The sequence below is a fragment of the Chitinophaga sp. HK235 genome (genome assembly GCF_018255755.1).
Classification (GTDB): domain Bacteria; phylum Bacteroidota; class Bacteroidia; order Chitinophagales; family Chitinophagaceae; genus Chitinophaga.
Map to the genome: position 1 here is coordinate 4652966 of NZ_CP073766.1, position 14540 is coordinate 4667505.

At 49.0% G+C, this 14540-nt stretch carries 11 protein-coding genes; 1 reads left to right on the forward strand and 10 read right to left on the reverse strand.

What is annotated here, in order from left to right:
* Position 1 precedes the first annotated feature (1 nt).
* Together KD145_RS17050 and KD145_RS17055 are read right to left on the reverse strand one after the other, a co-directional pair.
* Positions 2–391, reverse strand: coding sequence for a hypothetical protein (locus KD145_RS17050; protein ID WP_212000149.1), 390 nt, complete (start codon positions 389–391; stop codon positions 2–4).
* A 25-nt stretch (positions 392–416) separates the two neighbouring features.
* A complete protein-coding gene (locus KD145_RS17055; RefSeq protein ID WP_212000150.1) occupies positions 417–1790 on the reverse strand; it encodes a M20/M25/M40 family metallo-hydrolase in 1374 nt (457 codons plus the stop codon).
* A 190-nt stretch (positions 1791–1980) separates the two neighbouring features.
* Between KD145_RS17055 and bshA the strand changes: the two genes are divergently transcribed.
* A complete protein-coding gene (bshA, locus tag KD145_RS17060; RefSeq protein WP_212000152.1) occupies positions 1981–3132 on the forward strand; it encodes an N-acetyl-alpha-D-glucosaminyl L-malate synthase BshA in 1152 nt (383 codons plus the stop codon).
* Here bshA and KD145_RS17065 read toward each other — a convergent pair.
* From KD145_RS17065 to porU, 8 genes are all read right to left on the reverse strand, one after another.
* Positions 3129–4511 carry a murein hydrolase activator EnvC gene (locus tag KD145_RS17065; protein ID WP_212000154.1) on the reverse strand — a complete coding sequence of 461 codons (1383 nt, stop codon included), beginning with the start codon at positions 4509–4511 and terminating at the stop codon, positions 3129–3131. The two genes, bshA and KD145_RS17065, sit on opposite strands and share 4 nt — an antisense overlap.
* 32 nt (positions 4512–4543) lie before the next feature.
* Positions 4544–6001, reverse strand: a complete 1458-nt coding sequence (locus KD145_RS17070) for a murein hydrolase activator EnvC (protein WP_212000156.1) — start codon at positions 5999–6001, stop codon at positions 4544–4546.
* A 112-nt stretch (positions 6002–6113) separates the two neighbouring features.
* The gene (locus KD145_RS17075) at positions 6114–6944 is read right to left on the reverse strand and encodes a DUF4292 domain-containing protein (protein WP_212000158.1); all 831 of its coding nucleotides are present in this window, start codon (positions 6942–6944) and stop codon (positions 6114–6116) included.
* Positions 6945–7016: 72 nt separating this feature from the next.
* Positions 7017–8750 carry a tetratricopeptide repeat protein gene (locus KD145_RS17080; RefSeq protein ID WP_212000160.1) on the reverse strand — a complete coding sequence of 578 codons (1734 nt, stop codon included), beginning with the start codon at positions 8748–8750 and terminating at the stop codon, positions 7017–7019.
* Between the two features lie 3 nt (positions 8751–8753).
* Positions 8754–9197 (reverse strand): dUTP diphosphatase, encoded by a 444-nt coding sequence (gene dut, locus KD145_RS17085; RefSeq protein WP_212000162.1) that lies wholly within the window; start codon positions 9195–9197, stop codon positions 8754–8756.
* 20 nt (positions 9198–9217) lie between these two features.
* A complete protein-coding gene (gene ispF, locus KD145_RS17090) occupies positions 9218–9706 on the reverse strand; it encodes a 2-C-methyl-D-erythritol 2,4-cyclodiphosphate synthase (protein WP_113616479.1) in 489 nt (162 codons plus the stop codon).
* Between the two features lie 120 nt (positions 9707–9826).
* The gene (porV, locus tag KD145_RS17095; protein WP_212000167.1) at positions 9827–11002 is read right to left on the reverse strand and encodes a type IX secretion system outer membrane channel protein PorV; all 1176 of its coding nucleotides are present in this window, start codon (positions 11000–11002) and stop codon (positions 9827–9829) included.
* A gap of 109 nt (positions 11003–11111) precedes the next feature.
* Entirely contained in the window at positions 11112–14519 is a 3408-nt protein-coding gene (porU, locus tag KD145_RS17100) for a type IX secretion system sortase PorU (RefSeq protein WP_212000169.1), read from the reverse strand.
* Positions 14520–14540: the final 21 nt, after the last annotated feature.

Genomic DNA, 14540 nt, shown 5'->3' on the forward strand with positions numbered 1-14540 from the left:
TTTACGGCAGGTCTCTGCTGATCGGCTCTCTGACGCTGATTACACTGTCTACAATAAACGGACTGTAACCACGCCAGGGCAATGCGCCCAGGTATTCCTTGTAATGCAGTTCCACCGTTTTACCGCTGGCCATCATCAGCTGCTGGGCAATCCGCTCATCTGCCACGGAAAACTGAAATTCGTTGGATTGAATTGTTCCGGCTGTACGGCCTTTATAGCCTGACTGGATCAATTTCCCTTCATAGGTTTTGAAGACATAGCCTTTCTCTACAAAATAGTTGAGCTCTCCCGCCTTTACTCCTTTACCAAATACAAAGTAGAATTTGTAAAAGACAGTGCCGCCCAGTACCAGGATAATGATAGAGACAATAATAAAAATAAACCGGCCCATGTGAATAGTTTAGTAGTGATTATGATCAAAAATAAAGATCTACCAGGTAAATCAGGCCGGCCATACCCATGGCACCCAGCTCCAGTTCACGTTTATTGACCGCTTCAAACACATCATTGGCAGCATGATGAACATCAAAATAACGTTGTGTGTCCGGATAAAGTTCGGCCATCGGTGTGCCGAGAGCCTGATGCAGATGACCAATATCAGCACCACCACCTTCGCCATCCAGGTCATAGAAACCATAGGGCTCCAGCAGCGGCCTCCAGCTCAGCAGCTTTGCTTTTTTATCGGCCGGCATGGTAGAGGTAAAACCACGGGGCGCGAAACCACCGGCATCACTCTCCAGTGCAAAAACATGCTGTTCATTTCTTTGTTTGGCCAGCTCTGCATATTTTCTACCACCGCGGGTACCGTTTTCTTCGTTGGCAAACAGTACCACACGCACGGTACGTGCAGGTTTGAGGCCCATCGCTTTGAAAGTGCGCAGCACTTCAATAGACTGTACACAACCGGCGCCGTCATCATGTGCGCCTTCGGCAGCATCCCAGGAATCGAGGTGGCCGCCAACAGTGATAAACTGGTTCGGATATTTACTGCCGCGGATTTCCCCGATCACATTGTGACCGATGGTATCCTTCAGCATCTGACAGTTGGTGCGCAGGTATACCTGGGCAGAATTATCCTTTTTAAGCCGGCTGCTCAGGCGGTCTGCATCCTCCAATCCAATGGCTACTGCCGGGATTTTAGGGTAGGCACTGTCATAAGACATGGCACCGGTATGAGGGAAGTTGTTGGCCCCATGTGTCATGGAACGCAGGATTATCGCCACAGCACCGTATTTCGCTGCCTGGCTGGCACCCTGGCCTCTGTATTTCACCGCATCTCTATAGGAGAAAAAGGTTTTAATAAATTCCGGTTTAAAGTGGTAGTTATAAAAAACGATCTTTCCTTTCACCTGGTCTTTTTTGGCTTCCAGGTCTTCAAAGGAAGCTACTTCCAGCACCGGAGCGGTAAGGCCGGCCTTACCCGTACCTACTGAATTACCGAGGGCCAGTATATTCAGCGGTGACACAAAATCGCGGAGCTTGGATACGATACGTGCTTCTTCCTTTTCACCTCTTACCCAGTGGGGCACCATACATTCCTGCAGATACACGGTGTCTGCTCCGGCAGCTTTCAGGGCTTTCACACCCCATTGCTCTGCCTTGACCATCTGAGGGGAACCCGCCAGCCTGCCACCAACGGTTTTAGTCAGTGTGCGGAGGTTTTCATAAGCGATACTGTTTCTCAGTACTTCATCGGCCATCTGTCTTAAAACAAGGGAATCCTGTTGTTGCGCCATGCTGACTACCGGCAGGAGGCAGGTAAGTACAATTGGCAAAAGGTGTTTTCTCATATAAGCGGCTATATTTTGCAATAAAACTAATTAATTGGCAGTGTTCTTACAAATAACAAATAAATGGTTTTTGGGTCTCCGCCAATTGAAAATTCAGCGTTACCTTCGTATACGAAGTAATCTGGCCGCTGGCACACATTTACAACAGGGCCTTTTTACTAATCGCTTTCCGTTCGTTAAAAAAAAGATCATGCGTATAGGAATTGTATGTTATCCTACATACGGTGGTAGTGGAGTATTGGCAACCGAGCTGGGCAAGGCCCTGGCAGATAAAGGCCATATGGTACATTTTATTACGTACCAGCAACCGGTAAGGCTCAATGCATTTCACGCCAACATATATTACCACGAGGTACAGGTCCCTACCTATCCTCTCTTCGATTTCCCACCCTATGAATCTGCCCTCAGCAGCACCATGGTGGATGTAATCCTTAATCAGAAACTGGACCTGCTCCACGTGCACTATGCGATCCCACATGCCTCCACGGCATATTTGGCCAAACAGATCGTAAGTAAACAAGGCAGGGTGGTGCCATTTATCACCACACTTCACGGTACCGACATTACACTGGTAGGTAAAGACAAGACTTACGCACCGGTGGTAACTTTCTCCATCAACGAGTCTGATGCCATCACAGCCGTATCCGAAAACCTCCGGGACGAGACCTACAAGTATTTCCAGATAGAAAAAGACATCTCCGTGATCTACAACTTTGTGGACACACAGCGCTTCCGTCGCCGGGAGATGCCTCATTTCCGTAATGCCATCGCTCCCAATGGCGAAAAGATATTACTGCATGTGTCCAACTTCCGTAAGGTAAAAAGGGTGCCTGATGTAGTAAAGGTTTTTGCTAAAGTGAGAGAACAGATACCTGCCAAATTACTGCTGGTGGGAGATGGACCAGACAGACCCTCCATCGAATGCCTTTGCCGCGACCTGGGTATTTGTGAAGATGTAAGGTTTGTAGGTAAACAAGAACAGCTGGAAGATGTAATGTCGATCAGCGATCTCTTCCTGTTGCCATCTGATTACGAAAGTTTTGGTCTGGCGGCCCTCGAAGCGATGGCTGCTCAGGTACCGGTTATCTCCTCCAATGCCGGCGGTCTTCCGGAAATCAATATTCCAGGCCAGACCGGTTATATGAGCGATGTAGGAGATGTGGACGATATGGCAGCCAATGCATTGAAGTTGCTGCAGGATGATGAACTGCTGGCTAAAGTCCGCAAGGGAGCATTGGCACAGGCACTGCGTTTTCATATCGACAACATTATCCCGCAGTACGAGGCATTGTACGAGCAGGTGTTACAGCAGCAGGTACAACAGCAGGCACAGTTGCATTAACGATGGCGTATCCACCGTTCGGGGTTCTGCAGCACCATATTACGGTAAATCTGTAATTCTATTTCACCATTGCTGGCAACAGCACTGCCGGCAGCAGCTCCCAACACGTGGCCACGTTTTACCGCCATGCCTTTTTTAACACGTACATCCACCAGCCTTACATAGTTGGTAAAATACTTTCCGTGGCGCAGGGTAACCATATATCCTGCGCCCGGAACACTGAATACCATTATCACTTCTCCATCAAAGATTGCTTTTACGGCTGCCCCTCTGGACGTAGTGATCACGATACCATTGTGTTCTACCTGCACTTTTCCTACCGAGCTGGTACCAAACCGGCCAGAGATCCTGCCGGCATCTACCGGCCAGGGAAGCCTTCCGCGGTTAGCTTCGAAATCACGTGACAACGACAATGCTTCCGGCGTAGCAGCCAGTACATCTTCCTTAGGCGTTTCTTTTACCGGAGGATCGTCGTCTTCGTCTTTTTCAGGCACGGTTACTTTAGGAGGTTTGCGACCTGCTTTTTTAGCAGCTGCCAGTGCTTTTTTACGGGCAGCTTCCCGGGCAGCCAACTGCGCTTTCCGTTTGGCTTCTGCCTTCCGTTTACGCGCTGCAGCAGCAGCCAGCTCTCTTTTACGGGCTTCTTCTATCTCCCGGCGGATGGCATTTTGGATGGCCTTGTCTACCTGACGGGCTTCTGCCCTGCTTTGCTCCAGGTTTTGCTGTATTTCTTTCTCCTGCTCCTGCAGTTGAACGATCGTCTGGTCGGTCTCTTTTTTGTCGGCAATCAGTGTGCCTCTTACCTTTTGTTCGGAGTATAATGCACCTGCTTTCTGGGCCCGCTGTTGCTCCAGGCTTTGCAGTTTCTGGCCCAGCAGTTCTTTGGTGGCCAGCAGGTTTTCTGCCTGACGGCGTCTGTTTTCGCGGTATTGCCGCAGGTAGTGGTAACGGCGGAGTGCATCGTTAAAACTGGTAGCCGAAAACAGGAAGTTAAGTACATCGTATTCACTTTTGGCTTTATAGGCGTATACGATCAGTTGCGCATAACGGGCGCGCAGTGAATCCACTTCTTTCTCCAGCGTTTGTACGTTATCGTTAGTACTACTGATATCGCCATCTATCTGGTTTATTTCCTGGTTAATGCTTCTGATCTGAGCATTGCGGTTTTCTATTTTCTGCTGTAGTTCCTTTTGCAGTCCCAGGTTTTGTTTGGTGGACTTGCGCGTTGATTGCAGGGCGCGGGTAGCTTCCTGAATTTCCTTCAACAGCTCTTGTTTACGGTTTTCAAGTACCGCGCGCGATTGTTTGTTACCGCGCTGTGCATATAGCAATGCCGGTAACAGCCAAAAAGCCATTAAAAACGGGATCAACTTTCTCAAAAAAGGTATGTTTTAGTAAGCAGGATTTTATACTATCTGCGTCTTATCCACTGCTCCGGGTTCTGTTTGGTAACACCTTTCCAGATCTGGAGTTCCACCTCACCTGTATTCTCAATATCATTCACACTGGCGGTACCGATTACCTGACCTGTTCTAACGTTGTCACCTTTTTTCACCCTGGTAGTCTGCAAACGGACATAGGTAGTAAAGTATTGTCCATGACGGATAATAATTACATATCCGGAGCCCGGCATTACTACTACGGATTTTACCTCACCTTCGAAGATGGCTTTCACTGCACCGCCTTTGTTGGTAGCGATGACGATACCATCTGATGGTACGGTGATATGTTCCATAACAGCATGCTGGTGTATACCGAAATGTTCGATGATATTACCCGCATCTACCGGCCATGGCAGTTTACCCCTGTTGGCTTCAAAGCTTTCTGACAGTGCCAGTGCTTCAGGAGTGGCTTCCAGCACGTTTTCAGTACGGGCCGGAGCAGGTTTTTCAGGTACCGGTGCAGGTTTCGCTGGCTCTGGTGTCGTCGTTGGCGCAGGTGTTGGTTTTACCGGAGCGGGTGTATTGGCAGCATTATTATTGTTGTGGGCAGCAGCGGCGGCGGCATCAGCTTTTGCTTTTTCTGCAGCGGCCAACGCGGCTTTACGCGCTTCCTCTTCTCTTCTGCGTTTCTCTTCTGCAGCTTTACGGCGGGCAGCTTCTTCCTCCATAGCCTTACGGCGCGCTTCTTCGATCTCACGACGGATTACCGCACGGATAGCTGCCTGTACTTTCTGCGCATCTTTGTTACGCTGATTAATATCGGTTACCAGTTCTTTCTCACGTCCTTTCAGTTTGGTGAGCACTTCGTCCTTCTCTTTCTTGTCCAGTTCCAGCGTAGACCTTTGCTCCTGCTCAGACTTGAGCACGTCAGCGCGTTTTACACGCTGGCTTTCCAGGCTCTGGATCTTTTTGCTCAGCTGGTCCTGGGTAGAAACGATATTGTCTGCCTGACGGCGGCGGTATTCACGGTATTGTTTCAGGTATTGAAAACGTTTTACGGCATCATTGAAGCTCTGGGCAGAAAACACAAAGTTCATCATGTCGTAGGAAGAGCGGTTCTTATAGGCATACACGATCAGTTGTGCGTATTGTGCCTTCAAAGTGTCCAGGTCTTTTTGCAGTGTTTTGACATCACGCGCGGCAGCGTTGATATCGCCGTTGATGAAGTTGATTTCCTCGTTGATATTATTGATCAGGCGGGTACGGAGTGTGATCTTATCTCTCAGCGCACGAAGCTGACCCAGGCTTTCCCGGGTAGAACGTTTGGTAACTTTCAGCTGCTCGTTTGCTTCTTCGATCTCCTTTTGCAGCTCTCTTTTCCTGCGCTCAAGTTCCTCCCGCGACTGTTGCTGCTGGCCGGTATTCTGGGCCACCAGCATAGCTGGCAACAACCATATGATCAATACAAACGGGATAATCTTCTTCAAATACAACATGACTATTTTAAGTAACTGCAATTAAATACCAGGTTCAAGTATATAAACGATAAATATACAACGTTTATTAGTTTAATGAAGATCACAGTGCCGGGAAATCTTGTTACATGCGTTTATAACTCGCCGGCGTATTGAACGGGAAACTTAATGGTACGTCAAAATCATAACGGGTAAAGTCCAGCGCTATTTTGGTCACGCTTTTCTCTTCCACGAAGATACGGCGCACTGTCGGGAACTTCCGGCCGGCCACATTCGCATAATCGCCATAGGTTAGTTCGCAGGAACGTCTGTTGGGATTAAGGCTGTCTTTGTCCATCACCTTGCTTTGCTGCAACCCGTAGTCATCTGCAAATACATTGAACAGGCTGGTGAACTTCGGATTTTCGCAGCTGAAGGAGATAACGGCAGGTGTTTTTACCAGACCAAATACTGAATCCGTCAGGTATACAGGATTACCGATCAGCAGGTCCTGTAAGGTTTTGAAGTCGAATGGAATGTTGAGCAGGTCTTCTGCGTCAGACATCTTCCTGAGAAATACCTGTTTGTCCATACGGTTGTACAACTTCAGGCTGTCGGGAGTTATTACCGCTCTCATGACCTCATCTATGATAGGTGCGGCGACAGACACCCAGATGATACTATCCTTTTTCATACGGATAGTGGCGGTCAGGTTGTTATGGCTTTTACTTTCGTTTTCAAAAGCCAGTTTCATCCTGCCGGAGAAAGTATTGAAGTTGATATTATTGTTGCGGATACCTTTCAGCATGTTCTCGATAAAGGCATTCCGTTCTTCTGCCGATGTAGTATCCCGGTGAGCGGCCAGTTTGCTGGTGTCTGTTGCCGGGAAAGTGTTGCGGGCCAGTTGTTTCGGGTGACGGCAGGCAGTGAAAGCCATACCGGCTATTCCAATTATTAACAGTAATGTTTTTTTCATGCAGCTATAAGCTTTTAGCGGCATCAGCACTCGCCATGGGTAATCAAGATACCGGGCATTCTCAGCTGAAGGCTATTGAATATATTTTTTTTCTGCGATCTTACGGACCAGGCCCACGGAGGTAGCTCCTTTGTCTTTCGCCTTCTGCCAGTATTCTACCGCTTTTGTGACATCTTTCAGATTAAACAGGATATCACCATAGTGTTCCAGCACATTTGGATTCTGTTGTGATTCCGGAAACTCCAGGGCTTTTTCTATCCAGTGTTTTGCTTCTTCGAACTTCTCCTGCCGGAATAATATCCAGGCGTAGGTATCCATGTAGGTTGGACTGTCCGGTTCTATTTCCAGGGACCTTTTGGACATTTCCTCGGCGCGGTCCAGGTTTTCGCCTCGGAGTGACAGGTAATAACTGTAGTTATTGAGTACCAGGGCATCCTGCGGCCGAAGCTGCAGCGCCCTTTCGTAACTGCTGTCGGACAGCTGGTGCTGGCCGGTAGCGTGGTAAGCGTCTCCCAGCAGGGACTGTACATCGGCCTGGAAACGTTTTTCTCCGGTGCCGATTTCCAGTGATTTGTTCAGCGCAGTAATGGCAGCCGGATATTGTTGTAACAGGAAGCTGGCCACCCCTTTAAAGTAGTAGCCCATAAACTCCTTGGGGAATTTTTCTGTTACCGTATTACTGAGTGTCAGCAGCGCGTTGGGTTCTTCCTTGCGGGAATAAATCCACATCAGCTGATACCATACCGAAAACCGGGTAGAGTCCAGGCTCAGTGCTTTGGTATAACATTCCTGGGCACTGTCCAGCATATCCACCTGGGAAAACATATCACCTCTCAGGGCATATGCTTTGGGTTCTTTCGGATGGGCTTTCACTACCAGTGCGGTGAGCTCCAGTCCTTCTTCCACCTTGGTAGAATCCAGCTGCATCATCTGCAGGTAAGGATACACATAGGCCACCTTTTCGTCGATGCTATAGGAGGAATTGGCAAAAGCGCGGGTGAGGTAGGCCCAGTAGCCGGCTTTATCATTTTTCTTTTTAGCATAAGACGCGAGGCCCAGCAAAGCCCTGGCATTGTCCGGGTCTTTAGTCAGCAGGTTTTTGTAGATGGCGATGGCATCCGCTGTACGGTCGTTGGCATCATATACCTCAGCGAGCAGGTAATGATAACGCAGTTCCTGCGGGTTGACATCCATGAGTTTACGGATCTCCGCAGCAGCCGAATCTACCTGGCTCATTTTGAGCAACAGCTTTTGTTTTTGGTAGATGATTTCTTCCACTACCCCTGTTTTCTGCTCCAGCTGGTTGAATGTAGCCAGGGCCGCAGCCGGTTTATTGGCTTTGGCGAGGAACATCGCCTTGTTGAACAGATAGTCTTCGCTGTTGGGGAAGCGGGTTGTCAGCCTGTCAAATACTGTAGCCGCACTGTCGTATTGCTCATTTACCGCAAATGCATCGGCCAGGGTGATCTGAAACCAGTGATTATCCGGGTCCATAGTGGCTGCACGGCGGGCGAAGCCCAGTGCATAACCCGGGTTCTGGACCTCCAGAAACAAACGGGCCAGTTCGTAATAAACGGTGGGATTGTTTTTGTTTAACCGCAGGTAGTCGGAATATTGGGTGATAGCTGTGCGGTAATCTCCCAGCATCTTGGAACGCTGGGCCGCAAAAAAAAGACTGTCAGCCCTCTGCTCCAACACAGCAGGGTCTTTGATAGCAGCACCATGACGCAAGGCTTTTTTAGGTCCGCTGCAAGCGCCTGTTATCAAAAGGCCGGCAACACCAATAACGGTTAAGAGTACACGCATTTATCAGGATTTACCGGTATGACCGAAGCCTCCTTCACCGCGAACGGTTTCTGTCAGCAACTCCACAGGCTGTATCACCGCCTGTACAAAAGGAGCGATGATCATCTGGGCTATACGGTCTCCGGGTTGTATCGTTTGTAGTTCGTTGGATAGGTTGATCATAATAACCTTGATCTCCCCTCTGTAATCCGCATCTATCGTGCCAGGCGTGTTGAGCAGGGTCAGTCCCTGCTTGATCGCCAGCCCGCTGCGCGGACGTAACTGAGCTTCATATCCGGTGGGTAGTTCCATGAACAACCCCGTTGGCACCAACATTCTTTCCAGTGGCTGGAGGGTTATCGCCGTCTCCAGGTGCGCACGCAGGTCCATACCTGCCGCTTCAGCAGTCGCATAAGCCGGCAGTTCATTACCAGACTTATTGATGATTTTCACAATTATATCAGCCATTGGGCAAAGATAATTTATTATTATTTAGCTATTTTCTCCAATAATACAACCGCATGGGCTGTCACCCCTTCTTCCCGGCCCACAAAGCCCAGTTTCTCTGTAGTAGTGGCTTTTACAGACACATCTTCCAGACCGATACGCAGTATTTCTGCAATCACCGCCTGCATCTCCGGCACATAGGCCTTAATCTTAGGCGCCTGCAGACACAGGGTACTGTCTACATTCACTACACCATAGCCCTTTTCTCCTATCAGCTGTGCACAACGGGCCAGCAGAATTTTACTGTCAATGTTTTTATAAGTATTGTCTGTATCCGGAAAATGTACGCCGATATCTCCAAGCGATAACGCTCCCAGCATAGCATCACAGATCGCGTGTAACAGCACATCTGCATCACTGTGTCCCAGCGCGCCCTTATGGTGAGGCACTTTTACGCCACCCAACCAGAAATCGCGGCCTTCCACCAGCTGATGAAAATCTACTCCCAGACCAATACGTATACTACTCATAGCTTATATTTTATAACATTTATGCCAATGCGCAAGGTAGGCATTAAAAATAAAAATCCCCCCGTTAAAAAAACGAGGGGACCTAATATATTTCTGAATTTTATTATTTATTTTTTTCAATTACCAGCCGGTCCTGCTTTCTTCATTCCTGGCCCCAAGGTCAAAGGTAAGTGTAAACCGCAAGGTGTTGGAAAGCGGGTTACGCTGTGTACCAGAGCCAGAAGGCACCAGGTAAGAGAAGTTAAGTCCGAAGATATCATATTTGATACCGACCCCCGCCGTAAAATACTTGCGGTTTCCTTTATTCTTGTTTTCATTAAAATAACCGGCCCTTACTGCAAACTGCTGGTTATACCAGTATTCCATACCCACGGAATACATCAGCTCCTGCAGTTCTTCCTTCAAACCTCCCGGTGCATCACCAAAGGAGCTGAACATACCCTGCAACACACCTTTTTCCTTGTAGTTACCCAGGGAGTCTGGTGTAGGTACCATCAACTTGTTGATGTCGAGGGCAAAAGTCAGCTGATTGGTTTCGTCCAGACTGAGTGTATAGGCAGTACCGATAGCCAGGTTGGTAGGCAGAAAGTCTTTGTTTTGTGCAGAACTGGTATAGGAGATCTTAGTACCGATATTAGAGATGGCCAGGCCCACATTCAATCTGTTGGCCAGCCCGTCTGCCTTTTCAAATTCTTTGGTATAGAAAGCGGAAATATCTGCCGCAAAAGCTTTACCAGGTCTGATCATAGTGCTGCCGTTAGTCTGCCCGCCAGCCAGATTGGAATAAATATAACGACCGGTCAATCCCATGGAGAAGTTATCAGACAATTTACGCGCATAACCTGCGTCAAATGCAAATTCCCGCGGACGGAAATCACCCAGGTCCTGGTTGGAGAAATCCCTGAAGTTGATAGTCCCCAGTGAAAAATAACGTAGTGAGGCAGAAACAGCCTGGTATTCGTCCAGTTTCGTATATCCACTAACGGTTGCCAGAAACACATCGTTCACCAACTCCTTTAACCAGGGTGTGTAAGTAACAGCGACACCACCATTAGCCTTTGCAAACGGCAGTTTGGACAAGTTCCAGTATATAGAAGAGGCATCCGGTGACAGTGCTACACCCACATCCCCCATTGCTCCGCTTCTGGCATCAGGTGTAATCCGGAGAAAAGGTACTGCGGTATTGATCGTTTTAGTACGGCCATCTAACTCACCTGTGTTTATCTGGGCTGAGGTTTTTAAACTTGTGAAAGTACTGTATATGAACACAAGGCTCAAAGTTACCTTTCGGATCATGCAACGTTCGTATTTAGATAGGGTGTAAAAATAAGCTTATTTATTAATATTAAAACGTAAGGGGTTTGATGTAGGGATAATGGCGAACTTGCTCTCCCAAATGCATGGGTCATAATAGTACCATTTTTCCACCCAAAGTCCTGGTTTTACCATTACTGCTAATAATCAGCCTGTAAATATAAATGCCGGCGGGTAACTTAGCTCCCGAATCACCTCTACCGTCCCAGGGGCTTCCATCAAAACGACTGGTACCAGAAAATATTGTGCTCCGCATTTTCTTAACCAATCGCCCATCTGTGCTAAATACCTGTAAATCTACCTGTAGTTGTTGTCCTTGCTGATTGTGCAGAAAAGAAAACCTGGTTACATCGTAAAAGGGATTGGGATAATTGACAACTTCCTCCACCGTCAGTGACCCCGGCTCTGCTACTTTGAAGAAGATCGTTGTTACAGTGCTGTTGTTATAGGTGTCCCAAGCCTTTATGGTAATACGATGCGCCCCGGTTGGTAATGCTGTCAGCGGAAAACGTACCTGTCCCTTCCGATAACTGTCCAAAGATGCTTCAAAATAATCATTTAAAACAAAATATTCTGAACTATCCAGGATCGCTATCAGATGATGCTCAGGGTTATTACCCGATACATTGATACCACTACTGTCTGCAAGATCTATCATCAGCAAAGGAGATGGTCCGGTCATATCACCGTTGACAAAACGTTTGCTATCCAACCACACTTTCACTTCCGGCCCAGTGACATCTGCCGGTGCATTATTCATCAGGCCCCCGGTTGTGAATCCTTGAAAATAACCACCACCGTCTGACATCTCACCGCAGGCATAATAACTTATCTTGCCATTTGCTTTTCCGGACTGTAAATCAGCAGGAACCGTAAATGCTACTGTAAAACGACCATCCTTCACCGTTTGTGTTCCTTTGAAGAGAACACGTTGCTGTAATTTGTATTCCGCCACCTGGCTACGGGGATCATTTCCCCGGGTACGGTAAGTGGCCGGCTGGTCATAAACCACCGTCGTTACCGTTCCCTGGTAATCCTCCAGTATATTGCCCCTGTTATCTGCTATATGTCCTTTGACAATGCAAGGCTGCAGCCCTTTCAGGGTATCCGTTTCCGTGCCAGCCTTCTGACCGTTGATACTGTCTGTTATAACGCGCCATTGCGGAAATGCAAGCGTCATCGACGGATCACCCAATAACTGGAACTTGCGGTTATTGATCACATCTCCCGAAGTGCTGTAGGTAGTATTTTTACCTTGTTGTATCGCTTCACCCAAACTACGCATGCTGCCATCAGCCAATGGGGTGAACGCCGCCTGCAGGTAATTGGTGTTCATCAACCGGTTGGAATTGGCGAAAACAGCCCGTGTGGTGGTCATCAGCGCAATCGCACCGGTATTTTGCTGTAAGAGCAACTGTGCCCCCAGGGAGTTAATGCCCGGATCATCGAAAGGCGCAAAATCGCAGGTAGCTGTAATCAGCAGCGGCAGCCTGTTTTCGTTCTTCCATTCCCGTACGCTGGCTGCATCCATAATAGTTTCTTCTGCCAGCCGGTTGTTGCTGCCATGCCCCGTATAATTCATTACCAGGGTACCACTGTTGATCGCATTGGCAATTGCTTTGTTCACCTCTGGTGAGCGGGGGCCGGAAGGGGTACTTTCCTGCGGATAGGCGTCCAGGTATATTTTACCGATGTTGGGCTGTGCATTGTTTTTGGCGATCATAGCCCCCATGGCTTCGGCATCATTAAAATGGAGGTTGTCATCTTCATCATCTGCCAGCAGTGTTACCTGATTACGCCAGGGACCAAAAGAAGCCGGCTGCTGGTAACGGATGATTTTATCCACAGCCATCCTGGCTTCTGTTGTATTACGAACAGGCAACCGGCCGATACCGATATCCAGCAGGTTGGTGATATCTGTACGGGTAATATCTTCTGTATCATCCAGCATGCCGAAGAAATCGTCCGACACATAGGAATGAATAGCATCCAGCGAGGCCTCACTTTGCCAGGACGGCACCAGGTTGGTATTATTCTTCACCCGCTGACGGTAATCGTAGGAGGCAGCGCCAAAGAGCAGCAGGTAACGAGGATGATCGCCCCGGTCGTAGTGCATCTTCACATAATTCCGGATGGCCGTAGGGTCCGGCGATCCGGATGCAAACTCATTGTATATCTGGCTGGTAGTCACCACCTGTACACTCAGCTGGTCGTGTTGCCGGCGCCAGGCTGCCAGCCTCTCCGCCTCAGCGCGGAAAGCCTCATGGGTGACGATCAACAAATCTGTCCCAGGAGCACCATGCAGGTCCTGATTGAGCACAGGCCCGCCCGGGACGGGCCTCCCGGTACTCCCCGGGTTAAAGGCAATAAACTCCCGCAACGAATCCGCAGAACGGATGAATGACAGGGAATCTGCCCGCAATGCAGTGCCCATGGCCAGCGGACGAAGCGGGTCGGTCACTTCCCATACCTGCGTTTGTGCAGTAGCGTTAGACAATACATATTGCAACTGCCGGGCAGTGCCTAAGCCATTGGTGCTGCGGAAATCCAACATGCCCGAAGCCGGTATCCGTAACGGACAACTGGCTGTCAGTTCCAGGTAATCCAGCCACCCTCTTGAGTTGATATCACCGGGCTGAAACTCCACCCCTGCCGAGACTGCGGCCTGCGAGACTGCAGCCGTGCCGGAAGCCATGGCAGCGGTAGCGATAGATTCAAATACGCTCCCACCTACAGGCAACAGATAAGTACTGGCTGCAGCGGTCCCGTTAAGGCTCACCTTAAAATTGCACCCGGAGGCACTGCGGGCTGCCGCCCTGAATTTAACAGTGACAGGGCCTTCCGGAGCTCCTGGCAACACAAAGTCATAGGTACGGCTATTGCCCACCACTTTACTGAATTCCTGTCCCCACCATTGTTTGCCGCTGCTGAGGAAATTGAGGCTGTCCCGTTCGTAAAAGGTATGGTAATCAAAAAAGAGCACTGTCCTGTCGGGGAGCTGAGTATTGTTGTCCTGCCAGATACGGGCACCATCCCCGCCGGTGGTGATAAAGTACCAGGAGACGTCGCTGTAAAGATTGTACTGGTGGGAGAAGCCGGGCTCCCAGGGATTCCATTGCCAGCGGTGGGGACCGGGCGCATAAAAGAGGATATAGTCGTTGCCGTTGAGATAACCGTCGCCTCCGTCATTTACCTGCAGGGCTACTTCGGGCAGATCGTCCGGATGCGGCTGACCATTGGCTTCGGGCAACATCTGGCCTCCACTGCCATAGAGGCGCACAGTGCCTGAGGGCAGCTGCCGGGTGTCTATCCCCATTTGCTGCAGCATCGGTACGTCAATCTTATATACGCCCGGGCCTGCTACGGATAATTTATACCAATTGCCCGATGTCAGTACGCTATGATTATTATAGGATCTAAGTCCTGTTTGTCCGGAGGCTGTCCTGCTATGGTATAGAAAAATTAACAGGAGCACAGGGAAAATATACGAAGGTTTCATTATCTTGATGGCCCTTTTCCA

Coding starts and splice junctions, on each gene's coding strand:
- KD145_RS17055 (WP_212000150.1), bottom strand. CDS start 1,790: ATGAGAAAACACCTTTTGCCAATTGTACTTACCTGCCTCCTGCCGGTA.
- dut (WP_212000162.1), bottom strand. CDS start 9,197: ATGGCTGATATAATTGTGAAAATCATCAATAAGTCTGGTAATGAACTG.
- KD145_RS17080 (WP_212000160.1), bottom strand. CDS start 8,750: ATGCGTGTACTCTTAACCGTTATTGGTGTTGCCGGCCTTTTGATAACA.
- KD145_RS17050 (WP_212000149.1), bottom strand. CDS start 391: ATGGGCCGGTTTATTTTTATTATTGTCTCTATCATTATCCTGGTACTG.
- bshA (WP_212000152.1), top strand. CDS start 1,981: ATGCGTATAGGAATTGTATGTTATCCTACATACGGTGGTAGTGGAGTA.
- ispF (WP_113616479.1), bottom strand. CDS start 9,706: ATGAGTAGTATACGTATTGGTCTGGGAGTAGATTTTCATCAGCTGGTG.
- porU (WP_212000169.1), bottom strand. CDS start 14,519: ATGAAACCTTCGTATATTTTCCCTGTGCTCCTGTTAATTTTTCTATAC.
- KD145_RS17075 (WP_212000158.1), bottom strand. CDS start 6,944: ATGAAAAAAACATTACTGTTAATAATTGGAATAGCCGGTATGGCTTTC.
- porV (WP_212000167.1), bottom strand. CDS start 11,002: ATGATCCGAAAGGTAACTTTGAGCCTTGTGTTCATATACAGTACTTTC.